Raw genomic sequence first — 20433 nt, 5'->3', positions numbered from 1 at the left:
GCGACCGCGGTGCGGATCCGCGCGACCGCACCCCTTCCCGCTCATCGCAACCCGCGGAAGAACGCCCGCACGTCACCTGTGAGGAGATCCGGCACCTCCACGGCCGGGAAGTGGCCGCCGCGGTCGAACTCCGTCCACCGGACGACGTCGAAGTGACGCTCCACCAGCGACCGCACGGGCAGGACGAGGTCGCGCGGGAACACCGCCACCCCGATCGGCACCGGGCAGGGCGTCGGCTTGCCGCCCCGGGACCCGGCGTTCGCCCGGTGCAGCCTCGACGACGAACCCGCCGTGCCGGTGAGCCAGTACAGCGACACGGTGGTGAGCAGCCGGTCGTCGTCGACGCCGATCGCCGGATCCGTCCACTCGGTGACCTTGTCGGCGATCCAGGCGAGCTGCCCGATCGGGGAGTCGGCCAGCGCGTAGGCGACGGTCTGCGGGCGATCGGTCTGCATCTGCCAGTATCCGGCCGGATTGGCGACGTACTCCCGCTGCCGTTCGAGCCTGGCCCGGTCCTCCTCCGTCAGCCCGCCCTCCTGATCGCCGGGAGGCGGCGACGGCAGGTAGTTCAGGTGGACGCCGACGACGCGGTCCGCGGCGATCGTGCCCAGCTCCTTCGAGATCGGGTAGCCGAAGTCCCCGCCCTGCGCGCCGTACCGCTCGTACCCGAGCCGGCGCATCAGCTCGGCCCAGGCCCTGGCGATCCGGCCGACGGTCCAGCCGGCGTCCCGCGTCGGCCCGGACAGCGTGAACCCGGGCAGGGACGGGACGACGACGTGGAAGGCGTCCGCCGGGTCGCTGCCGTGCGCCCGGGGATCGGTGAGCGGCCCGATGACGTCCAGGAAGTCGGCGAACGAGCTGGGCCAGCCGTGGGTCAGGACCAGCGGCAGCGCGTCCGGCTCCGGCGACCGGACGTGCAGGAAGTGCACCCGCGCGCCGTCGATCTCCGTGGTGAACTGCGGGAACGCGTTGATCCTCGCCTCCTGCGCCCGCCAGTCGTACTTCGTGCGCCAGTGCTCGGCCAGATCCCTGACCCGCCCGAGCGGGATCCCGTGGTCCCAGCCGATGCCCGGGAGCTCGTCCGGCCAGCGGGCGGCGTCCAGCCGGCGCGCGAGATCGTCGAGGTCGGCGTCGGGGACGTCCAGCCGGAACGGGGTGATCTCAGACATGCCGCGCCTCCTGCCGCGTGTCCCAGACCATGCGCGCCCCCACCCGGGCGATCCGCCATCCGGCGTCCGTCCGGACCGCGCCGAGGTCGTAGACCTCGCCGACGACGCGGAGCCCCTCCTCGTGCGCGAAGACGACGAGCAGGTTGGCGCTGATCGAGGCGCGGTCGCCGTCCACCTCGATGAGCGGGTTGGTGATGTAGTGCTGCGTCGGGACCTGGTGGTTCCTGCGCGCGTGCTCGGCGAGCGTCTCGACGCCGCGGGACGTCCCGCCGGCCGTGTGCGCTTCGGCGTCCTCGGTGAAGACGGTCCGCGCCTCGTCGAACCGCTTCTCGTCCAGCCAGCGGCCGAGCCTGGTGACCAGGTCGGTCAGCTGGTCGTGGTCGGTGCGTTCCATGCGTCCTCCAAATTGTTGGGTCTACCAACATTGGTGACGCCAACAGTAACACCGATCGTGGGTCGTGCCAACGAACGCCGGTAGACTGCCGCTCATGATCGATGCCGACGCCGTCCCGCCCGCGCGCCTCCGGGGAGCGCCGAGCTGGCTGATCAACCAGGCCTCCGCGCACAGCCACCGCCTGGTCAGCGCGGGTTTCACCGCCGCCGGAGCCCGCGGCTACCACTTCCGGCTGCTCGCCGCCCTGGCCGAGTACGGCCCCGCCAGCCAGGCCGACCTCGGCCGGCACACCGGCATCGACCGCAGCGACGTCGTCGCCGCCCTCAACGAGCTGGCCGCGAAGGGCTTCGTCGAGCGCTCCCCCGACCCGTCGGACCGGCGGCGCAACATCATCACGATCACCCCGGCCGGCACCCGCCACCTGTCGCACCTCGACGAGGTACTGGCGGGCATCCAGGACGAACTGCTCGCACCCCTCTCCGCCGCCGAGCGCACCCAGCTCGCGGACCTCCTCACCCGGGTCATCGAGCACCACTCCCAGGGCCGCTCCTGACACCCCGCGGCCCGCGTCCGCTCACGGACGCCCGCCGCTGACGCCACCTCCCCGGGACGCGACCCGCGCGACGTCCCGCGATCCCACGCGCCATCCGAACTTGAAGTTCGTACCACGAACTATTATCGTTCGTAGCACGAACTTCTAAGGAGTGCGCATCATGAGTCGTACCGTTGTGGTCATCGGTGGAGGTTACGGAGGCGCCGCGGTCGCCAAGGCGCTCGACCAGGAGACCGACGTCGTCCTCATCGAACCCAAGGACGCGTTCGTCCACTCCGCGGGAGCGCTCCGCGCGCTCGTGCGGCCCGACTGGGCGGAGAACGTCTTCTTCCCCTACGACCGGCTGCTCGAACGCGGCCGCGTCGTGCGCGACCGCGTCGTCTCCGCCGATCCGGACGGCGTCGTCCTCGCCTCAGGCGAACGCATCGACGCCGACTACCTCGTCCTTGCGTCCGGTTCCAGCTACCCGTTCCCGGCGAAGATGGACACCGACGCCACCGCCGAGGCGCTGGACCGGCTCCGCTCCGCCCACAAGGAACTCGCCGGCGCGGACCGCGTGCTGATCGCCGGCGCCGGACCGGTCGGCCTGGAGCTGTCCGGCGAGATCAAGGCCGTGTGGCCCGGCAAGCGCGTGACCGTCGTCGACCCCGCCGAACGGCTGCTGCCCGCCTTCCTGCCGGAGGTCCGCGACGAGCTGCACCGCCAGCTCGACGCACTCGGCGTGGACCTGCGCCTCGGCACCGCCCTCGCGGACCCGCCGCCGACCGAACCCGGCACGAACGCCACATTCACCGCCCGCACGACCACCGGCGACGACATCACCGCCGACATCTGGTTCCGTGCTTACGGCGTCCACATCAACGGCGACTACCTCGGCGATGGACGGCTCACCACCCGCACCGCGCAGGGCCACGTGCGGGTCACCGAGACGCTCAACGTCCACGGGCACGACAACGTCTACGCGATCGGCGACATCACCGACCTCCGCGAGGCGAAGATGGCCGGCCACGCCATGCGGCACGCCGAGGTCGCCGCCGCGAACATCCTCGCCCAGGTGCGCGGCGAGGAGCCCACGGACGTCTACCAGCCCCTCCCCCACCCGGCGCTACTGCTGCCGCTCGGCCCGGACGGCGGCGTCGGCCAGCTCCCCAGCCCGGACGGACCGACCGCCCTGCCCGCCCGGCAGGTCGCCGAGATCAAAGGCGCCGACCTCTACATCGGCCGGTTCACCGAACTGTTCGACACCGCCTGACACGCGGCGCGGGGTCAGCGCGCGGCGGGACCACCGTCCGGCTCGACGAACACGACCGGGACCTCGTTGCCCAGCACCACCCGTCCCAGCAGGTCGGCGAGCTGGTCGCGCTCCTCCTCCCCGAGGACGTCCGCCAGCTCGTCGATCCGCCGGCAGGTCGCCGTGTAGAACTCCTCCGCGAGCCGCGCGCCCTTCGGGGTGAGCGCGACACGGGCCGCCCGCCCGTCCCGCGGATCCTGCTCCCGCCGCACCAGGCCGTTGCGGACCGTCCGGTCGACCAGCCCCGACAGGCTCGACTTCGCCAAGCCGAGCGTCGCGCCCAGCTCGCCCATGCCGTACGGCTGACCCATCAGCACGCACAGCAACTGCCCCTGCTGCTGGGTCAGCCCGTGCTTCCGCGCGGCCTCCGCGTACACGGCGTCCACCAGGAATGAGGAGCGCACCAGCGCGGTGACCACGCTCATCTTCCCGTCCACGGCCTTCGGCATACTCCCGAGAATACGACAGCGGCCCGATCCCACCAATTCGTCTCACGAACTACCGAGGACTTCGAATGTCTGCACGCAAGCCCCTCTTCGGAATCGGCCTGGAATACGCGGTGGCCGCCGCCCCCCAGACCCTCCGCACCGCCGTCCAGGCGGACGAGCAGGGCCTCGACCTCGTCAGCATCTCCGACCACAACTACCTCGCCGACCACCTCGACGCCTACGCGACCATCGCGATGGCGCTCGGCGGGACGAGCACGATCTCCGGCCTCGTGAACGTCACCAGCCTGCCGAGCCGACCCGCGCCGATGCTCGCCCGCACCGTCACATCGCTGTCCGCCCTCTCGGGAGGCCGGATCGTCCTCGGACTCGGCGCGGGCGGGCGCCTCAACGAACTCGCCCGGCTGGGCGTGCCCCGGCTGACCCCGGCCGCCGCCGTCCGCGCCCTCGCCGAGGGCATCACGCTGATCCGCGCCCTGTCCGGCGGCTCCGAACCGGTCACGTTCGACGGCGAGTTCTTCCAGGTCACCGCCCTCGACCCCGCCCCCGTCCCGGCGCCCCCGATCTGGACGGGCTCGGTCGGCCCGCGGTCCCTCGCCGTCACCGGCCGCCTCGCCGACGGCTGGCTCCCCGGCCACGCCGCCGACTGGCTCAGCCCCCGCTACCGGACGTCCCGCCCGATCATCGACGAGGCCGCGGCCGCCGCCGACCGGGACCCCGCCGACATCGCCACCATCTACAACTTCCCCGGCCGGATCACGTCCGCCCCGCTCGCCGGCACCCGCGACGACGACGGCCGCTGGATCGGCGGCTCGGTCGCGCAATGGGTCGAGGAGCTCACCGGAGCGATACTCGACCACGGCGCGGCCGGCTTCATTCTCTTCCCGTCCGGCGACACGCCCCGGGACATCGCCCTGGGTCGCTGGGCCCAAGAGATCGTCCCCGCCGTCCGCGAAGCCACGACCAAAGAAACCTCCTGACCACCGAAGCCAACGCCGGCAGGTCCGATTCCTACAAGACCGCAGTCGTCCGCGTGAATACGTTGACCTGCGTGAACCTATCTCCAAGCCAGATCTTCCGACCTGGTGAGCACCAGTATGACGGCGAGCGGACGGGGCTCAACCGGGCCGTGGAGTCGCGCCCGGCATGCGTGATCGCCGCGGCCGGTGAGCAGGACGTGGCCGCCGCCGTGCGGATGGCGGTGGCGCAGGGACGGCCGGTCGGCGTGATGGCCACCGGCCACAGCCCCTCGGTGCCGGCGGACGGCGCGGTACTGATCAACACCGTGCGGATGGACGGCGTCCAGGTGAACCCCCGGACCGGGTCCGCCTGGGTGGAGGCGGGGACGCGGTGGCGGCAGGTCGTGGAGCGGGCCGCCCCGCACGGCCTGGCCCCGCTCAACGGCTCCAGCCCCAACGTGGGCGCGGTCGGGTACACCACCGGCGGGGGCGCCGGCCTCCTCGGCCGCCGCTTCGGCTTCGCCGCCGACCACGTACGGAGGCTGCGCGTGGTCACCGCCGACGGCCGTCTGCGCGAGGTCGGCCCTGGCAGCGACCCCGATCTGTTCTGGGCGGTGCGCGGAGGCAAGGACAACTTCGGCGTCGTCGTCGGCATGGAGATCGACCTGTTCCCGGTGTCGCGACTCTACGGCGGCGGCCTGTACTTCCCCGCGGACGCCACCGGCGACGTCCTGCACGCCTACGCCGAATGGACCCGTTCGCTACCGGAGCACATGGCCTCCTCGGTGCTGCTGGCCCAGAACCCGGACCTGCCCGCGGTACCCGCGCCGCTGCGCGGCAGGTTCGTCACGCACGTGCGGATCGCCTTCAGCGACGCCGAAGGCGCAGCGGAACTGGTGCGGCCGCTGCGAGACATCGGCCCCACCCTGATGGACACGGTGCGGGACATGCCCTACGCCGAGGTCGGCACCATCCACCACGAGCCCACCGATGCCCCCTACGTGGCCTATGACCGCAACGTGCTCCTCCGCGAGCTAGGCACCGACGCGGTCGACACGCTCCTGGCCCACGCCGGACCGGACGCGCAGCCGCCGTTCATCACCGAGCTGCGGCACTTCGGCGGCGCCTACGCCCACCCACCCGAGATCCCCAACTGCGTCGGCGGCAGGGACGCGACGTTCTCCCTGTTCACCGGCGCGACAGCCGCCCCGGGGAGCCGCGAGTCACGCGATCGGTTCCTGACGGGCATGCGTCCCTGGAGCACCGGTGGCACCAATATCAACTTCGCCGGCGTCGAGGACACCGACCCGGCCATCGTCCGCACCGCCTACCGGCCCGGCGACTACACCCGCCTGACAGAGATCAAAGCCGTCCACGACCCCGGCAACGTCTTCCGGATCAACTTCAACATCCCCCCAAAGGGCATGACGGCGCGACCGCGTCCCTGACGGCGACGCCGCCCTCGGCAGTGCCGGACACCACTCAAGGAGGCGACACCATGAACGCGCAAGACCGGAGGCTCCCGGCCGAATCCGACCTCACCGAACTGGTCAACGTCGGCCGAGCGGTGGCCGGCTACTTCGAACGCATCGGCATCACGCGCAGCGCACAGCTGACGGGCAGGGACCCGATCGAGCTGTACGAGCGGATGTCGGCCGCCTGTGGTGAGGCCCTGGACCCGTGCCTGCTCGACACCATCATGTCCGCCGTCGACCAGGCCGAAGGACGGCCCGCCCGCCCATGGTGGCACTACACCCCAGAACGCAAACGACTGCTCACCGCCACCAACGAAGACGCGTAAAACATCGAGGCCCAGCGCGCAAGTGCGCCGGGAGGCCGGGACCCGTTCGGCGAGCAACTGGAGGAGGGTAGGCAGGGTGTGCGGTCCGCCTCGGCGCAGCGCCGTCCGCAGCGTGACGGGCGCGGAGCCGCCGACGCTGATCGTCTCGTGCAGGCTCTCGTCCGTGATGTCGTCGAGGGCGGCGAGGTAGAGGAACGCGGCTCGCCGCAGGTCGCGCAGCGGCAGACGTGCCACCTTCGCTTCGGCGGCGAGTGCTCCGGCGGCCCGCTCCCGCGCGGCGAGGACGTCCGGATGCAGTCGCATGCGAGTGAAGTCCTCGGCCGAGGACCAGTTCGAGGTCACCCTCGAACTCCTGCTGGACGCGATCGAACTCCGAGCCCGTCGCACGGGTACGCCCCCCGCCTCGACCGAGCGATGAAGGCGCGATCGGGCGGGTCTCGCGTAGCCCAGTGCAGCTCTATTGAGCCATGTCGACGAAGCGGCTGTAGTGGCCCTGGAAGGCGACCGTGACGGTGGCGGTGGGGCCGTTGCGGTGCTTGGCCACGATCAGGTCGGCCTCGCCCGCCCGCGGTGACTCCTTCTCGTAGGCGTCCTCGCGATGCAGCAAGATGACCATGTCGGCATCCTGCTCGATGCTGCCCGATTCGCGAAGGTCGGACACCATGGGCTTTTTGTCCGTCCGCTGCTCGGGGCCACGGTTCAGCTGCGACAGCGCGATGACCGGGACGCCCAGCTCCTTTGCGAGCAGCTTCAGCGAACGGGAGAACTCCGAGACCTCGACCTGGCGGCTCTCCACCCGCTTGCCCGAGGTCATCAGCTGGAGGTAGTCGATGATGACCAGCCGCAGATCGTGCTGCTGCTTGAGTCGGCGGCACTTCGCGCGGATCTCCATCATCGACATGTTCGGCGAGTCGTCGATGAACAGCGGGGCCTCGGCGACCTCGCTCATCCGCCGGGCCAGGCGCGTCCAGTCCTCGTCCTGCATGGTGCCGGAGCGCATGGCGTGCAGCGCCACCCGCGCCTCGGCGGACAGCAGGCGCATCGTGATCTCGTTGCGCCCCATCTCCAGGCTGAAGAACGCCGACGTCAGCCCGTGCTTGATGGACGCGGCGCGCGCGAAGTCGAGGGCGAGTGTCGAGTTGTGCGTCGGGATGCAGGACCGCCCGGCCAGGTACATGTGGTCGGCGTTGTCCACCTGGACGCATCGCACCGGCACGCTCTCGACGCGGCGGACGTCCACGATGTAGCGCACCCGCGCCTTCGGGTGGACGTTCATCCGTTGCCGCGCGGCCTTGCGCGGCAACCGGAACACCGGCTCGGTCGGCGTGAAGTTCATCCGATAGAAGGTCGATGTCTCCGGCGACCGGCCCTTCACCGGCTTGGTGGTCATCGTGACGCGATAGCCCAGGCTGAGGATGAGCTCTCGGGCGTCCTCCGCCAGCCGCTTGTTGGCGAACGCGAGCTGGACCTGCCCGATCTCGGACACGTAGCCGTCGGTGTCGAGCATCCCGGCCAGCAGCGCCCGCCGCTGCTCCTCGGAGGCCCGGAGGTAGGCAGGCGGGATGTGCTTGTTCCGGTACAGCCCCAATCCCTTGATCACCCCGGTGAGCCCCGGAAGGCCGAACTGACCGGGAGTCATTCGCCGCTTCACAGGCTGCCCAGCCGCTTCGATCTCGTCGAGGATCTCTTCGTCGAAACAGGTGATGGAACCGTGCCAACTGCAACCGTCACCGAGCCAGGCGCCGAGGACGTACGGGGCGATGGGCAGGTCCGCGGGCGGGAGCTGGAAGGGCGCGGCGACCGCGACGGCGTGGTTGGGACGGTCGTCGCCAACGCACCGCAGGGTCGCGGCGATCTCCTCCGTCGTCTTGACGGGACGGTGCTGCGCCGTGGTCGCGGCGTTCTTCGGACGCACGGCGCGCTGAAGGAGCTCTCGGTGCAGGCTCGTACTCTCGTAGCGCGGCTGACGCCTCGACAGGCTCGTGTCGGCCTCACCTCGGTGACCGAGCTGGCGCGTCACCGCATAGAGGGCGTCCTTGAACTCTGATCCGACCGCGGCCATGGCCTCGCCGTGCGTGATGAGGCGACGGGGTCGGTCGTTGGCGTCGGCCGTCGCCCAGCGGACGCGGTTGATCGCCTCGTCGGACCAGTAGTACGCGCGCTTGTTCTCGGTGCGCTGCCGGCGGGAGGCACGGGTGGTCGTGCGCCACTGGTGCTGCGCGTCGGCGACGATCACCTCGCCGTCCGAGAACTCGATCTCGTAGCAGGGACGCCCGTGCATGACCTCGGTCGCGGCGACGACCCGGGTCGGCTTCCCGTCGGCTCCGATCAGGTAGTCGCCAACGGACACTTCGCCCATTGTCGTCCATCCCGAAGGCGTAGGAAGTGGGACACTCAGCTCTAGGGCCTTGCCCATGGCAGGTCTTGCAGCGACGACTACCATCTGGCCGGGGTGCAGGCCGTTGGTGAGGGCGTCGAGGTCGGCGAAACCGGTGGGGCAGCCGACCATCTGGCCGCCGCGGCTGCCGATCGCCTCGATCTCGTCCAGGGCGCCGGGCATGATCTCGCTCAGCGGGACGTAGTCCTCGCCGGCGCGCTTCTCGGCGATCGCGAAGACCTCGGCCTGGGCTCGGTCGAGGACCTCGTCGGCGTCGGCGCCGTCGGCGGCGTAGCCCATCTGGACGATGCGCGTGCCGGTCTCGACGAGCTTGCGGAGCACCGAGCGCTCGTGGACGATCTTGGCGTAGTAGCCCGCGTTGGCGGCCGTGGGCACCGAGGAGATCAGGGTGTGCAGGTAGGGGGCGCCGCCGATGCGGCCGATCTCGCCGTTCTTGGTGAGCTCGCCCGCGATGGTGACGGCGTCGGCGGGGTCGCCGCGGCCGTAGAGGTCGAGGATCGTGTCGTAGATGATCTGGTGCGCGGGACGGTAGAAGTCCTGCGTGCGGAGGACCTCGACGACCTCGGCGATGGCGTCCTGGGAGAGCAGCATGCCGCCGAGGACGCCCTGTTCGGCGGTGATGTCGTGCGGAGGCGTGCGTTCGAACTCCTGCTCGTGCGCTCCGAGCTCCGTCACGCTCACCGCCGCACCCCCTTCATCTCCGGTCGCCGGCGTCCCCGTCGCCTCAGCGCCGACCGTCCATCCCACGTTTACCTGAGGCGTCCGACATTCTCCCGATGCCGCGCGGTCGCGGGCAAAGTCAGCTGTGGACAAGGGTGTGGATGCTCTGTGCAAACACGCCGTGGCGGTTGTGCACGACCTGTGGACAACTCTGGGGACAACGCGGGAAGGGGGCCGGTGTCGACTGTGTTGACCTGGGACGACTTCGTCCACCGGCTGTGCGGGAAAGAAAGTCGGGCTTGTCGATCTCCGTAAGGGGAGAAAATTTTTTGATGGTTACAGGCTGGTAGGATGTTCCGGTCATGATCGACTTGTCCCGGCGGCGTCCGAACGCGCACGATCGCGAGATCCTCCGGCTCGCCGTGCCGGCGTTCGGCGCGCTCGTCGCCGAGCCGCTGTTCCTGCTGTCCGACAGCGCCATCGTCGGCCATCTCGGCACCTCGCAGCTCGGCGGGCTGGGGGTGGCGGCGCAGGCGCTGAACACGCTGGTCTACCTCTGCGTGTTCCTGGCGTACGGGACGACGGCGGGCGTGGCGCGGCAGGTCGGCGCCGGGGATCTCCGGGCGGCGGTCAGGCAGGGCATCGACGGCATGTGGCTCGCGCTCGCGATCGGGATCGTGCTGATCGCGGCCGGATGGCCGCTGATCCCGCCGATCGTGGACGCGTTCGGGGCGTCCCCGGCCGTGACGCCGTTCGCCGAGACGTACCTGCGCGTGAGTCTCTTCGGCATCCCGTCGATGCTGATCGTCCTGGCGGGCACGGGAGTGCTGCGGGGATTGCAGGACACCCGGACGCCCCTGGTCGTCTCCATCGGCGGGTTCTCGGTGAACCTGCTGCTGAACGCGGTGTTCGTGCTCGTCCTCGGGTGGGGCATCGCCGGTTCGGCGTGGGGCACCGTACTCGCCCAGACGGGCAGCGCGGCCGTCTACGTGGTCGTGGTGCTGCGCGCGGCGCGGCGGCACGGGGCGCTGGTGCGGCCCGACGCGGCGGGGTTGCGGACGTCCGCGACGGCGGGATTCGGGCTGCTGCTCCGTACGGCGGCGCTGCGGATCGTCCTCATCGTGGGGACGTCGATCGCGGCGCGGATGGGCGATGCCGAGATCGCCGCGTACCAGGTGGGCTTCCAGGTGTGGACGCTGCTGGCGTTCGCGCTGGACGCGATCGCCATCGCGGGTCAGGCCATTACCGGACGGTATCTGGGTGCGTCCGATATCGCGGGCACCAGGGCGGTGACCCGGCGAATGGTGGGATGGGGCGTGGCGTGCGGTGTGGCCTTCGGGCTGGCGATCCTCGCGGTGCGGCCGTGGCTGCCGTCGCTGTTCACGTCGGACGGTGACGTCCGGCACCTGCTGCTGGCCTCGCTTTTGCTCGTCGCGGTGCTCCAGCCCGTCGCGGGTGTGGTGTTCGTCCTGGACGGGATCCTGATCGGTGCGGGGGACGGGGCCTACCTGGCGGTAACCACTGTGCTCGCGACGGTGGTGTTCCTGCCTGCGGCCCTCATCCTTTATCGGGCGGACGCCGGACTGGTCGGCCTCTGGGTCGCCATCGGGCTGTGGATGGCGACGCGGATGCTCACGCTGGGCCTTCGCGCGCGTGGCGACCGGTGGATGGTGACGGGCGCCGTCCGCTGACGGGGCCGTCCGCTAGCGGGAGCGTGCCGCCAGGCGGGCGCGCATGCCGTCGAGCAGGAGGCTCAGCCCGTACTCGAATCTGTCGTCGGGATCCCGCATCTCGGCGACTGCCGCTTGCAGGGTGGGTTGACCTGCGGGAGCGCCGTCGAGCGGTCCGATGCCGCCGTCGTCCCGGCCGCCGCCGGCCTGTTCTTCGAGGACGGCGCCGCCGACGTAGTCCGTGACGGCGAGGATGTTGAGGAGGGCCTCGCCGGGCGTGAATCCGGCGTCGCACAGTGCCCGCACCATGCCCTCGATCGCGGGCGCGCGGTCGGCCGTGGGGCGGGTGCCCGCGGCGAGGCGGGCGGCGTCGCGGTGGGCCAGGAACCGGCTCCGCATCGCGCGGGCGCGGCCGGCGAGCCAGTCGTCCCACGACTGTCCGGGCTCGGGCGCGTCCGGCCCGTACCCCTCGCGGGCGATCATCGTGACCATCGCGTCGAGCAGTTCCTGCTTGCTCGCGAAGTGCCAGTACAGCGCGGGCGCCTGGACGCCGAGCTCCCTGGCCAGGCGGCGCAGGCTCAGCCCGTCCAGGCCCACCTCGTCGAGGAGGCGGAGAGCGGTGCGGACGATCTCCTGGCGCTCCAGCTTCATCGGGTGACGGCCTCCTCGGGGACGCGGCCTTGACAGCTTAACAGCGTTAAATCAGGCTGGACGGCAGCCGGTTTAACGCTGTTAAGGAGGACCCATGCCCCCGGACGCGAACGCGAGCGTGGTGATCTGCGGGGGCGGACCCGTCGGCCTGATGCTCGCCGTCGAGCTGCGCACGCACGGTGTCGGCGTAACCGTCCTCGAACGGCTTGCGGACGTGGACCGCCGGGTGAAGGCGGGAGCCATCCACGGCAGGGCCGCCGAGATGCTGGATCGGCGCGGCCTCACCGAGCGGGTGCGGGACGTCCAGCACGAGTTCCTCGCCAAGATGCCCGGTCGGGGCGGCGCTGGCGGCCGTCCGATGCCCAGGGGCCATTTCGCCGGGCTCTGGGAGCTCCGCGAGAGCGGATACCCCTCGGCGCCGACCGCGTTCGTCCCGCAAGACCGGTTGGAAGAGATCCTCGCCGAACGCGCGACCGAGCTCGGTGCGGACGTCCGCCGGGAGCATGCCTTGGCCGACTACGTGCAGGACTCGGAAGGAGTCACGGTCACGGTCGACGGTCCCAGCGGACAGTACGAGCTACCCGCCAGTCATCTCGTCGGCGCTGACGGAGGACGCAGCCTCGTCCGTAAGCTCGGCGGGTTCGCCTTCCCCGGCACGGAAGGCATCATCACGGGCTACCAGGCACTCGTCGAGCTGGACGATCCCGAGTTCAGCCCCCGCGGCTGGACGCGCCACCCCGGCGGGCTGATGGTGAACGGTCCCGCTCCCGGCCGCATCCTCATGGTGGAGTTCGACGGACCGCCTCCCGACCGGGACGCCCCCGTCACCCTGGACGAGCTCCAGGCCGCCGCGCGCCGGATCACCGGCACGGGAGTCACCCTGACGTCCGCCTCGTCGCGCACGCGCTTCACCGACAACGCCCGCCTGGCGGACTCCTACCGCTCGGGCCGCGTCCTGCTCGCCGGGGACGCGGCGCACGTCCACTCGCCGTTCGGCGGGCAGGGGCTCCTCCTCGGGCTCGGCGACGCCGCCAACCTCGGCTGGAAGCTCGCGCTGGTCGCGCGCGGCGGGGCACCGGACGCCCTGCTCGACACCTACACCGCCGAGCGGCGGCCGGTCGCCGCGCAGGTCCTCGACAACACGCGCGCCCAGGTCGCGCTGCTGCGCCCCGGCCCGCACGTGGACGCCCTCCGCGACATCGTCACCCGGCTCCTCCGCCATGACGACGCCAACCGCGACCTCACGGACATGATCACGGGTGCGGCCGTCCGTTACGACCTCGGCTCCGGCCAGGACCTCGTCGGCCGCGCCTACGCCCCGGACCTCACCGTCCGGACCGCCACCGGGGATGAGCCGCGCCTCGCCGAGCTCCAGCGCTCAGGACGCGGACTCCTCATCGCCGCTGACAAGCCCCAGGCCCACACGGCCGCTCCGTGGGCCGGACGCGTCGACATCGTCACGGGCGACTGCGACCTCGCCCCCGGTTCGTCGATCCTGATCCGCCCGGACGGCTTCGTCGCATGGACGTCCGACGACGCCGAGCCGCTGGAGGACGTCCTCACCCGCTGGTTCGGCACCCGATAGACGACCCTCTCCCGAAAGCCTGTGCACGATGCAGGAGCGGATGCCGCCCTCGGTGGTCACATCTCCAGGCCGAGCATGTCGTCGAGCCGTCCGGTGGCGCCGATACGGCTATGTGTCCTCAGACTTGTTCTCTGCGTCCGACCAGACGCGCTCGCAGGCGTCCAGCCAGCGCAGGTCGGCCTGTAGCCGCATCGCCACCCCTTCGAGCAGCAGACCTGCGGTGGAACCGTCCGGCTCCGCCAGCACTGCGCACTGCACGTCGAGCAGCCGCCGCAGCAGCTCGCGGCGCTGGGCGTCCACCAGCGCGACGGGATCGGCGAGCCGGGCCGCGGCCGCCGCCGCGAGCTTGAGATGGAACTCCGCCAGGTCGGGTTTGGGCCAGTCCACTTCCGCCAGCCAGGCTGAGACCCGTAGCTGGCCGGCCGGTGTCAGCGCGTACACCTTGCGGTCCGGTCGGTCGGGCAGCCCGTCCGCCCGCTCGCTGACGACCAGGCCCGCCTTCTCCAGCCGCGCCAGAGTCACGTAGATCTGGCCCGCGTTCATCGACTCGCCCAGCGGTCCGAGGGTGCGGCGCAATCGCCCGCGCAGGCCGTACCCGTGCGACGGCTCCTTCGCCAGCATCGCCAGCACCGCGTCCTGCATGGACCCTCCCGACGCCTAACGGATAGCGGTCAGCTGATCACGCCGTCAAGCGGATCGTCGGACCTGGCTGGCCCCAGGTCGCGTGATCAGGCGCCGTACACCCAGGTGTGCAGGCTGTAGGAACGTCCATTGCTCTCCACCGGGACGGGCTCGGCGTTGACAAGGCGGTAGCCGGCGGCCCGAGCCACTGCGACGCTGGCCGCGTTCCCCGCCTCGATCTCCAGCTTCACCTGCGGCAGCCGTTCCACCTGGAGGGCGTACTCCGTCATCAGGAGGAGAGCACGGTACGCCAGCCGCTGCCCCCGGTACGCCGCCCCGACCCCGTACCCGATGGTGCCGGCGACCACGTTGAGCATGACCTCGCCCATGGGCTCGCGGCCGTCGGTGGTGATGGCCAGATGGAGCCGCTCACCGGCCGCACGGCCCCGGCGGACGCGGGCGAGGTACTCCTCCGCCGCCAGGAGGTCGAAGGGGGACGCGAGCGGCGTCCAGTGCGCGATCTCCGGATCGTCGAACAGCCGCACGAGCTCGGCGCCCTCGTCGTCCCGCCACTCCCGGAGGACGAGACCATGCCCTTCGAGCCGGACGGCGTCCGCGGTACCCATGCTCCGATCACATCATGGCGGCGGCGGAACTCGGACGCGACCGGAGAAATCACCAAGCGCACCCGCACCAGGGGTCCCACTCGCTACTATTCGAACATGTGTTCCACGCGCGGCGAGCGGATGGCCCGGCTCACTCAGGCGATCGACGACCTGGCGGCCGAAGGCCTGGCCGGACTGCCACCCGAGACCCTGGTGGAACGCGTCGCCGGCATCTGGTCGCTCGTCGAGGGCATCGACCCGGAGATCGCCCGCCGGCGCACCCGCTACACCAACCCCGAGAACTGAAGGCACCGACGCGCACCCACTCGGCACACGACCGGTCAGTGTACGGCCCAGCCGACGCGTGCCCCGCTCGGCGGGCGCAGCGGTCGGCGCCGGAGCCGGGCGGCTGCGGGACGTGGGTGATCAGCCGTAGTCGTCGTAGTGGGGGAACATCGGCATCTCGTCGTCCCCGGGGAAGAAGTTCGGCGGCATCTGCGAGTTCGGCGGAGCGCCGTCGGCGTCGGAGTCGGGGTCGTCGGGTCCGTCCTGCGTGTGCGAGGGGCCGTCCGGTGGCTGCTGCGGGGAGTCCACCGGAGGAGCGGGCGAGGAGCCGCCCAGACGCTCCGCCACCGCCCTGCGCAGCGCGGGCAGGCGGGCGTAGAGGACGTCGCCGGGGCATTCCGTCCTGTTGTAGTCGCGGTGTCCGACGATGGCCTCCGCCGGGTCGAGCTGGTACTCCGCGCAGAGCCACACGCACACTTCGATCAGGGACGACCACAGACGGGCGGGGACCTGCTTGGAGTTGTAGCGGCCCTCGTTCTCGATTCCGATCGTGTGCTCGTTCTGGTGCAGCACCTGCGCGCCGACCACGTGCCGGCCGGACCGGATGGCTTGCAGGGAGCGGTTGCGGCCCTCCATGACGAAGCCGCCGCGGCTGATGGTGAGCTGCTGGCCGGTGTCGTCCCAGCCCCGCTTGCCCATGTGGAAGCGCTGGATGCGGCGGGACAGCGCGAACGCGTGCGCGAGCGAGCGGTTGTTCGTGTTCGCCGTGTCGGTGTGGTGGACGATGATGCGGTCCGGCGGACGGTCCAGCACTCTCGCGGGCCGCCTCGGCGCCTTCGCCCTCCACTCGGCCCGCGTGTGGACGCGGGGAGCGTCCGCGGTGAACCGGTCGAGCCAGGCGTCGGGACGCTCGTTCGCCATCGCCCTGGCATCGCCGGGCAGGGAGGCGGCGATCAGGCCCGCCCCCATCACGCCGCCGATGACCGAGCGGCGCGTCACCGGCGCGCCGTCGCGCTGGCGGTCGTCCGCGCCGTCCCCCGAATGCGCGATCAACAGCGTCCCCCTTCGACCCGCGATGATCTACCTACGGAACGTAGCGGTCGTACTGCCGATCAACCAAGCATCGGGCGGTTCCCGACGTTTCACATGAAACACGGACCAGCCGCGACGCGCCTCGGCCGTGGAGCTCGCGCGGTCATCCGGGCAGGCGCCCCCCGACCGGGAGGCATGCCCGACATCCCGTGAACGCGGCGAGCCCCCGCGCTCCGGACGAAGCCGAAGCGCGGGGGCTCGCTGATCGCGCGATGCCGGACCTGAGCCGCTCGGGGCGGTCAGGCCTCGACGACGTCGACGTCGATCGTGGCGTTCACGTCGCTGTGCAGGCGGACGCTGACCCGGTGGGTGCCGACGGTCTTGATCGGGTTGCCGATCTCGATGCGGCGGCGGTCCAGGTCGGGGCCGTCGGCGGCCTTGACCGCCTCGGCGATGTCGGCGGCGGTGACCGCGCCGAACAGGCGGCCGTTGCTGCCGGTGCGGGTGCGCAGCGTCACGCGCAGCGCCTGCAGCCGGCCGGCGACCTCCTTGGCGTGCTCGACGGTCGCGATCTCGCGGGCCGAACGCGCCTTCTTGATGGAGTCGATCTCCTTCTCGGCGCCCCGGGTCCACTTGATGGCGAACCCGCGGGGGACGAGGTAGTTGCGGCCGTAGCCGTCGCGGACCTCGATGACGTCACCGGGCTCGCCGAGCCCGGAGACCTGCTGGGTCAGGATGAGCTTCATGATCGTTTCCCCTCCCGACTCAGCGCGCGGTGCTGGTGTACGGCAGCAGCGCCATCTCGCGGGCGTTCTTGATCGCCGTGGCGACGTCCCGCTGGTGCTGGGTGCAGTTGCCGGTCACCCGCCGGGCACGGATCTTGCCGCGGTCGGAGATGAACTTCCGCAGCAGGCCCGTGTCCTTGTAGTCGACGTAGGAGATCTTCTCCTGGCAGAAAACGCAAACCTTCTTCTTCGGCTTGCGGGGAGGTGGCTTCGCCATCGTGGTGCTCCTTTGCGAGAGCCCCGCTCACGCGGGAATGGACGGATGGATGTCGTGTGTGTGTTGCGTGCCGGAGGCTAGAAGGGCGGGTCGTCGGAGAACCCGCCACCGCCGCCACCGCCGGTCGCCCAGGGGTCGTCGGCCTGGCCGCCCTGCTGGCCGCCGAAACCGCCGCCGCCCTGCTGCCCGCCCCCGAAACCGCCGCCGCCGCCCTGCTGGCCGCCGCCGCCGAAGCCGCCGCCGCCACCCTGGCCGCCGCCGAAACCGCCACCGCCGCCGCCCTGCCGCTGGGTCTTGTTGACCTTCGCGGTGGCGTTGCGCAGCGACGGGCCGACCTCGTCGACCTCGACCTCGAAGACGGTGCGCTTCTCACCCTCGCGGGTCTCGTACGAGCGCTGCTTGAGCCGTCCCTGGACGATCACCCGCATGCCGCGCTGCAGGCTCTCGGCGACGTTCTCGGCGGCCTGCCGCCAGACGTTGCAGGTCAGGAACAGCGCCTCGCCGTCCTTCCAGTCGTTCGACTGGCGGTCGAAGAACCGCGGGGTCGAGGCGATGCGGAAGGACGCGACCGCCTGGCCGCTCGGGGTGAAGCGCAGATTCGGGTCCTCGACGAGGTTCCCGACGATCGTGATTACGGTGTCGCCTGCCATGGGGCTCGCTCCGGCTGGTGTGAGGGCTGAGCCTGGCTCAGTGAACCTCGGGACGGATGACCTTGGTACGGAGGATCGACTCGCTCAGGTTGAGCTGACGGTCGAGCTCCTTGACCGTGGCAGGCTCAGCCGACAGGTCGACCACCGCGTAGATGCCTTCGGACTTCTTCTGGATGTCGTACGCCAGGCGCCGGCGGCCCCAGACGTCGACCTTCTCCACGCTGCCGCCGCCGTCCTTGACGACCTTCAGGAACGGGTCGAGCGCCGCGTTCGCGGTGCGCTCGTCGATGGCGGGGTCGATAATCGCCATGAGTTCGTAACGACGCATGCTGTCCCTACCTCCTCTGGACTGATGCGGTCACGGTCTCTCCGTGACAGGAGGGCTGTCGCGTCTCCCGCGGTGGCGCCGGACCCGGATCGCCGGGCGCGCCCGCCGCGCGACCGATACAGGCTACCAACAGTTCGCAGCGTGCGAGCCGGTTCCGCCGGGGCGGGACACGTCCTAGCATCGCGCGTGGCGCTGGGCGGCCCTCGGACGGCGCCGCCGCTCCAGCTCCGCCATGATGTCGGCCATCCGGGCGCGCATGCGGGCGGTCTGGGTCGTCAGCAGCGAGAGCTCCTCGACGAGTTCCGCGTCGCCGATCACCGTGAGTTCGGTCTGGTTCATTCGCTCGCCTCCGCTCGAAACCGTGTTCGACACTACCGGGTGGCGCCGACATTTTCGGTGGGCGCGCGCCGGTTGACCGCCGTCCGTCCTGGGAATCTCCACGGGGCACGGTCCGACCGGTCCGGGGGCGCGGTGGAGTGCCGCGCCGGACGCGGGCGACACGACCTTGGAGGGGTCCGATGTCCCAGGGCGCAGCCAGACGCGATCAGGCGGCCGTCGGCGCCGACGCGCAGGCCGAGCACCATCGGCTGGAGGGCGCGCTCTCGGTCGCCGCGGTCACGATCGGGATCGTCGCCCTGGTCCTGGGCTCCATCCCGGTGACCCACTTCTTCGGCGCGATCGCCGCCGTGATCGGCCTGCCGACCGCGCTGTACTCCCAGCTGATCTCCGCGACGACCAACCAGCGCTGGCTGAACGTCATCGGGATGGTGACCGCGTTCGTCGGCGGCGGCTTCGCCCTGCGCCACGGCGGCTTCACCATCTGACGCCGACGCGCACGGAGCCCGGTCGGCGCGCCCGTCCGGCCGGAGCTTGGCTGTTCGGGGGTGCCGTTCGGGGGTTCCAGCGGCGATGAAGGGGCCGGGTGTCGGAGGACGCGGCTAGTCTCGGGGGCATGCGCATCGGAGCCCACGTCGACCAGACCAACCCGCTCGACAACGCCCGCGCGGTCGGGGCGGAGGTCGTCCAGTTCTTCCTGGGCGACCCGCAGGGCTGGAAGAAGCCGGTCCTGCCGGAGGGCGTCGAGGCGCTGAAGGACTCCGACGTGGACGTGTACGTCCACGCGCCCTACACGATCAACGTGGCGACGTCCAACAACAAGATCCGCATCCCGAGCCGCAAGAACCTCTCGCAGCAGCTGGAGGCGGCGGCGTCGATCGGGGCCAAGGCGCTGATCGTGCACGGCGGGCACGTGCTGAAGGACGACGACCCCGAGACGGGGTTCGAGAACTGGCGCAAGGTGTTCGAGCGCATCGAGTGCCCGATCCCGGTCTACATCGAGAACACGGCGGGCGGCGGCAACGCGATGGCCCGCAAGTTCGACCGGATCGCGCGGCTGTGGGAGGTGCTGTCGGGCGTGCCCGGCCTGGAGTCGAAGGTGGGCTTCTGCCTCGACACCTGCCACGCGCACGCGGCCGGCGAGGAGCTCATCGACGCCGTCGACCGCATCAAGGCGATCACCGGACGCATCGACCTCGTCCACTGCAACGACAGCCGCGACGGGTTCGGCTCCGGCGCCGACCGGCACGCGAACCTCGGCAGCGGCAACATCGACACCGATCTGATCCTGGGCGTGGTCAGGGCCGCGGGCGCCCCGGTCGTCGTGGAGACGCCGTCCGCCGGGCAGGCCGACGACATCTCCTGGCTCCGCGGCAACCTGGCCTGAACCGGTCCGCCGGGGCAAGTCGCGGCCGGTGGGAACCGGGAGGCCGGACGCGGCATCTAAACGCGCGAAGAACCAGCATGACGACGAAGTCCGAAGGTCACGTCACACTGGCATAATCCGGAACCTCAGCCCCTCAGCGCACGTGCCTTGTCTCCGGCGGCGGGCGCGCGAACGATCGGGAAGTCGATGGCACAGCCCCCTTACGACCCTTACGGCTACGGCGCGCATGACCCGTACGCCGCGCAGTCCTACTCCCAGCCGCCCGTGCAGCACCACTACTACGGCGCGTCGGCGCCGGTCGTGCGCCCCAACAACGGCATGGCCACCGCGTCCATGGTGCTCGGGCTGATCGGCTTCTTCGCCTGCGGCGTCACGTCCGTGCTGGCGATCATCTTCGGGCACGTCGCGCAGAGCCAGATCAAGCGGACCGGCGAGGGCGGTTCGGGCATGGCCGTCACCGGCCTGGTCCTCGGCTACATCGTCTCGTTCGGCTGGATCATCTTCTGGATCTTCTACATCGGGCTGTGGGCCGCCGTCGTCGGCAGCTCCAGCACGACCGGCACCTACTAGACCGTCCGTTCGTCAGGCGAGCCGGGGGACGCCCGCCGCT

Annotated in this window: 24 protein-coding genes; 11 read left to right on the top strand and 13 right to left on the bottom strand. The window is 71.0% G+C overall.

The features are described 5' to 3' along the window. Positions 1–41 precede the first annotated feature (41 nt). A complete protein-coding gene (locus tag E1300_RS01125) occupies positions 42–1169 on the bottom strand; it encodes an epoxide hydrolase family protein (protein WP_131754955.1) in 1128 nt (375 codons plus the stop codon). After that, positions 1162–1563: a nuclear transport factor 2 family protein gene (locus E1300_RS01120; protein WP_131754954.1), complete on the bottom strand. Its 402-nt coding sequence runs from the start codon at positions 1561–1563 to the stop codon at positions 1162–1164. The genes E1300_RS01125 and E1300_RS01120 overlap by 8 nt, the downstream gene beginning before the upstream one ends. Positions 1564–1657: 94 nt before the next feature. Here E1300_RS01120 and E1300_RS01115 point away from each other — a divergent pair, with 94 nt between their 5' ends. Next, positions 1658–2116, top strand: coding sequence for a MarR family winged helix-turn-helix transcriptional regulator (locus tag E1300_RS01115; protein ID WP_131754953.1), 459 nt, complete (start codon positions 1658–1660; stop codon positions 2114–2116). 160 nt (positions 2117–2276) lie between these two features. Beyond that, positions 2277–3368, top strand: coding sequence for an FAD-dependent oxidoreductase (locus E1300_RS01110; protein WP_131754952.1), 1092 nt, complete (start codon positions 2277–2279; stop codon positions 3366–3368). Positions 3369–3382: 14 nt separating this feature from the next. Here E1300_RS01110 and E1300_RS01105 read toward each other — a convergent pair whose 3' ends face one another. After that, positions 3383–3856 (bottom strand): MarR family winged helix-turn-helix transcriptional regulator, encoded by a 474-nt coding sequence (locus E1300_RS01105; protein ID WP_131754951.1) that lies wholly within the window; start codon positions 3854–3856, stop codon positions 3383–3385. Positions 3857–3921: 65 nt separating this feature from the next. On the opposite strand from E1300_RS01105, the gene E1300_RS01100 reads away from it, so the two are divergent. From E1300_RS01100 to E1300_RS01090, 3 genes are all read left to right on the top strand, one after another. Further along, complete coding sequence (locus tag E1300_RS01100) at positions 3922–4833, top strand: LLM class flavin-dependent oxidoreductase (RefSeq protein ID WP_131754950.1); 912 nt, start codon at positions 3922–3924, stop codon at positions 4831–4833. 71 nt (positions 4834–4904) lie between these two features. Then, complete coding sequence (locus tag E1300_RS01095) at positions 4905–6260, top strand: FAD-binding oxidoreductase (protein ID WP_131754949.1); 1356 nt, start codon at positions 4905–4907, stop codon at positions 6258–6260. Positions 6261–6310: 50 nt separating this feature from the next. Then, positions 6311–6613 (top strand): helix-hairpin-helix domain-containing protein, encoded by a 303-nt coding sequence (locus E1300_RS01090; RefSeq protein ID WP_131754948.1) that lies wholly within the window; start codon positions 6311–6313, stop codon positions 6611–6613. A 457-nt stretch (positions 6614–7070) separates the two neighbouring features. Here the strand turns inward: E1300_RS01090 and dnaB are convergent, their stop codons facing one another. Next, on the bottom strand, positions 7071–9692 hold the full coding sequence (gene dnaB, locus E1300_RS01085; RefSeq protein ID WP_207399413.1) for a replicative DNA helicase: 2622 nt from the start codon (positions 9690–9692) through the stop codon (positions 7071–7073). Positions 9693–10033: 341 nt separating this feature from the next. Here dnaB and E1300_RS01080 point away from each other — a divergent pair, with 341 nt between their 5' ends. Continuing rightward, positions 10034–11362 (top strand): MATE family efflux transporter, encoded by a 1329-nt coding sequence (locus E1300_RS01080; protein WP_131754946.1) that lies wholly within the window; start codon positions 10034–10036, stop codon positions 11360–11362. Between the two features lie 12 nt (positions 11363–11374). On the opposite strand, the gene E1300_RS01075 is transcribed toward E1300_RS01080, so the two are convergent. After that, complete coding sequence (locus E1300_RS01075; protein ID WP_131754945.1) at positions 11375–11992, bottom strand: TetR/AcrR family transcriptional regulator C-terminal domain-containing protein; 618 nt, start codon at positions 11990–11992, stop codon at positions 11375–11377. A 94-nt stretch (positions 11993–12086) separates the two neighbouring features. On the opposite strand from E1300_RS01075, the gene E1300_RS01070 reads away from it, so the two are divergent. After that, a complete protein-coding gene (locus tag E1300_RS01070; protein ID WP_131754944.1) occupies positions 12087–13577 on the top strand; it encodes an FAD-dependent monooxygenase in 1491 nt (496 codons plus the stop codon). A 108-nt stretch (positions 13578–13685) separates the two neighbouring features. Here E1300_RS01070 and E1300_RS01065 read toward each other — a convergent pair whose 3' ends face one another. Together E1300_RS01065 and E1300_RS01060 are read right to left on the bottom strand one after the other, a co-directional pair. Next, complete coding sequence (locus E1300_RS01065) at positions 13686–14219, bottom strand: PadR family transcriptional regulator (RefSeq protein WP_131754943.1); 534 nt, start codon at positions 14217–14219, stop codon at positions 13686–13688. Positions 14220–14305: 86 nt separating this feature from the next. Further along, entirely contained in the window at positions 14306–14824 is a 519-nt protein-coding gene (locus E1300_RS01060) for a GNAT family N-acetyltransferase (protein WP_131754942.1), read from the bottom strand. Between the two features lie 96 nt (positions 14825–14920). On the opposite strand from E1300_RS01060, the gene E1300_RS01055 reads away from it, so the two are divergent. Then, positions 14921–15109: a hypothetical protein gene (locus tag E1300_RS01055; RefSeq protein WP_131754941.1), complete on the top strand. Its 189-nt coding sequence runs from the start codon at positions 14921–14923 to the stop codon at positions 15107–15109. 120 nt (positions 15110–15229) lie between these two features. Here E1300_RS01055 and E1300_RS01050 read toward each other — a convergent pair whose 3' ends face one another. The 6 genes from E1300_RS01050 to E1300_RS49750 form a co-directional block, all read right to left on the bottom strand. After that, positions 15230–16141: a peptidoglycan recognition protein family protein gene (locus E1300_RS01050; RefSeq protein ID WP_370784280.1), complete on the bottom strand. Its 912-nt coding sequence runs from the start codon at positions 16139–16141 to the stop codon at positions 15230–15232. Between the two features lie 278 nt (positions 16142–16419). Beyond that, entirely contained in the window at positions 16420–16866 is a 447-nt protein-coding gene (gene rplI / locus E1300_RS01045; protein ID WP_131754940.1) for a 50S ribosomal protein L9, read from the bottom strand. A gap of 19 nt (positions 16867–16885) precedes the next feature. After that, entirely contained in the window at positions 16886–17122 is a 237-nt protein-coding gene (rpsR, locus tag E1300_RS01040; protein ID WP_019631633.1) for a 30S ribosomal protein S18, read from the bottom strand. 77 nt (positions 17123–17199) lie between these two features. Continuing rightward, positions 17200–17772 carry a single-stranded DNA-binding protein gene (locus E1300_RS01035; RefSeq protein WP_131754939.1) on the bottom strand — a complete coding sequence of 191 codons (573 nt, stop codon included), beginning with the start codon at positions 17770–17772 and terminating at the stop codon, positions 17200–17202. A 37-nt stretch (positions 17773–17809) separates the two neighbouring features. After that, positions 17810–18100, bottom strand: a complete 291-nt coding sequence (rpsF, locus tag E1300_RS01030) for a 30S ribosomal protein S6 (RefSeq protein ID WP_131754938.1) — start codon at positions 18098–18100, stop codon at positions 17810–17812. 174 nt (positions 18101–18274) lie between these two features. Next, positions 18275–18439: a hypothetical protein gene (locus E1300_RS49750; protein WP_165502623.1), complete on the bottom strand. Its 165-nt coding sequence runs from the start codon at positions 18437–18439 to the stop codon at positions 18275–18277. 179 nt (positions 18440–18618) lie between these two features. Here E1300_RS49750 and E1300_RS01025 point away from each other — a divergent pair, with 179 nt between their 5' ends. The 3 genes from E1300_RS01025 (at position 18619) to E1300_RS01015 (ending at position 20393) form a co-directional block, all read left to right on the top strand. Continuing rightward, on the top strand, positions 18619–18924 hold the full coding sequence (locus E1300_RS01025; RefSeq protein ID WP_131754937.1) for a hypothetical protein: 306 nt from the start codon (positions 18619–18621) through the stop codon (positions 18922–18924). Positions 18925–19052: 128 nt separating this feature from the next. Next, on the top strand, positions 19053–19823 hold the full coding sequence (locus E1300_RS01020) for a deoxyribonuclease IV (RefSeq protein WP_131754936.1): 771 nt from the start codon (positions 19053–19055) through the stop codon (positions 19821–19823). Between the two features lie 186 nt (positions 19824–20009). Next, on the top strand, positions 20010–20393 hold the full coding sequence (locus E1300_RS01015; RefSeq protein ID WP_131754935.1) for a DUF4190 domain-containing protein: 384 nt from the start codon (positions 20010–20012) through the stop codon (positions 20391–20393). The last annotated feature ends 40 nt before the right edge of the window (positions 20394–20433 follow it).

This window comes from Actinomadura fibrosa, from assembly GCF_900659615.1.
In the GTDB taxonomy this organism is placed as follows: domain Bacteria; phylum Actinomycetota; class Actinomycetes; order Streptosporangiales; family Streptosporangiaceae; genus Spirillospora; species Spirillospora fibrosa.
Note: the sequence above shows the minus strand (reverse complement) of the source record. Positions and strands in the feature narration are given on the sequence as shown.

Excerpts from the sequence above, each read along its gene's own strand:
- E1300_RS01125 (WP_131754955.1), bottom strand. The coding sequence starts at position 1,169 with ATGTCTGAGATCACCCCGTTCCGGCTGGACGTCCCCGACGCCGACCTC.
- E1300_RS01120 (WP_131754954.1), bottom strand. The coding sequence starts at position 1,563 with ATGGAACGCACCGACCACGACCAGCTGACCGACCTGGTCACCAGGCTC.
- E1300_RS01115 (WP_131754953.1), top strand. The coding sequence starts at position 1,658 with ATGATCGATGCCGACGCCGTCCCGCCCGCGCGCCTCCGGGGAGCGCCG.
- E1300_RS01110 (WP_131754952.1), top strand. The coding sequence starts at position 2,277 with ATGAGTCGTACCGTTGTGGTCATCGGTGGAGGTTACGGAGGCGCCGCG.
- E1300_RS01105 (WP_131754951.1), bottom strand. The coding sequence starts at position 3,856 with ATGCCGAAGGCCGTGGACGGGAAGATGAGCGTGGTCACCGCGCTGGTG.
- E1300_RS01100 (WP_131754950.1), top strand. The coding sequence starts at position 3,922 with ATGTCTGCACGCAAGCCCCTCTTCGGAATCGGCCTGGAATACGCGGTG.
- E1300_RS01090 (WP_131754948.1), top strand. The coding sequence starts at position 6,311 with ATGAACGCGCAAGACCGGAGGCTCCCGGCCGAATCCGACCTCACCGAA.
- E1300_RS01080 (WP_131754946.1), top strand. The coding sequence starts at position 10,034 with ATGATCGACTTGTCCCGGCGGCGTCCGAACGCGCACGATCGCGAGATC.
- E1300_RS01075 (WP_131754945.1), bottom strand. The coding sequence starts at position 11,992 with ATGAAGCTGGAGCGCCAGGAGATCGTCCGCACCGCTCTCCGCCTCCTC.
- E1300_RS01070 (WP_131754944.1), top strand. The coding sequence starts at position 12,087 with ATGCCCCCGGACGCGAACGCGAGCGTGGTGATCTGCGGGGGCGGACCC.
- E1300_RS01065 (WP_131754943.1), bottom strand. The coding sequence starts at position 14,219 with ATGCAGGACGCGGTGCTGGCGATGCTGGCGAAGGAGCCGTCGCACGGG.
- E1300_RS01060 (WP_131754942.1), bottom strand. The coding sequence starts at position 14,824 with ATGGGTACCGCGGACGCCGTCCGGCTCGAAGGGCATGGTCTCGTCCTC.
- E1300_RS01055 (WP_131754941.1), top strand. The coding sequence starts at position 14,921 with ATGTGTTCCACGCGCGGCGAGCGGATGGCCCGGCTCACTCAGGCGATC.
- rplI (WP_131754940.1), bottom strand. The coding sequence starts at position 16,866 with ATGAAGCTCATCCTGACCCAGCAGGTCTCCGGGCTCGGCGAGCCCGGT.
- rpsR (WP_019631633.1), bottom strand. The coding sequence starts at position 17,122 with ATGGCGAAGCCACCTCCCCGCAAGCCGAAGAAGAAGGTTTGCGTTTTC.
- E1300_RS01035 (WP_131754939.1), bottom strand. The coding sequence starts at position 17,772 with ATGGCAGGCGACACCGTAATCACGATCGTCGGGAACCTCGTCGAGGAC.
- rpsF (WP_131754938.1), bottom strand. The coding sequence starts at position 18,100 with ATGCGTCGTTACGAACTCATGGCGATTATCGACCCCGCCATCGACGAG.
- E1300_RS49750 (WP_165502623.1), bottom strand. The coding sequence starts at position 18,439 with ATGAACCAGACCGAACTCACGGTGATCGGCGACGCGGAACTCGTCGAG.
- E1300_RS01025 (WP_131754937.1), top strand. The coding sequence starts at position 18,619 with ATGTCCCAGGGCGCAGCCAGACGCGATCAGGCGGCCGTCGGCGCCGAC.
- E1300_RS01020 (WP_131754936.1), top strand. The coding sequence starts at position 19,053 with ATGCGCATCGGAGCCCACGTCGACCAGACCAACCCGCTCGACAACGCC.
- E1300_RS01015 (WP_131754935.1), top strand. The coding sequence starts at position 20,010 with ATGGCACAGCCCCCTTACGACCCTTACGGCTACGGCGCGCATGACCCG.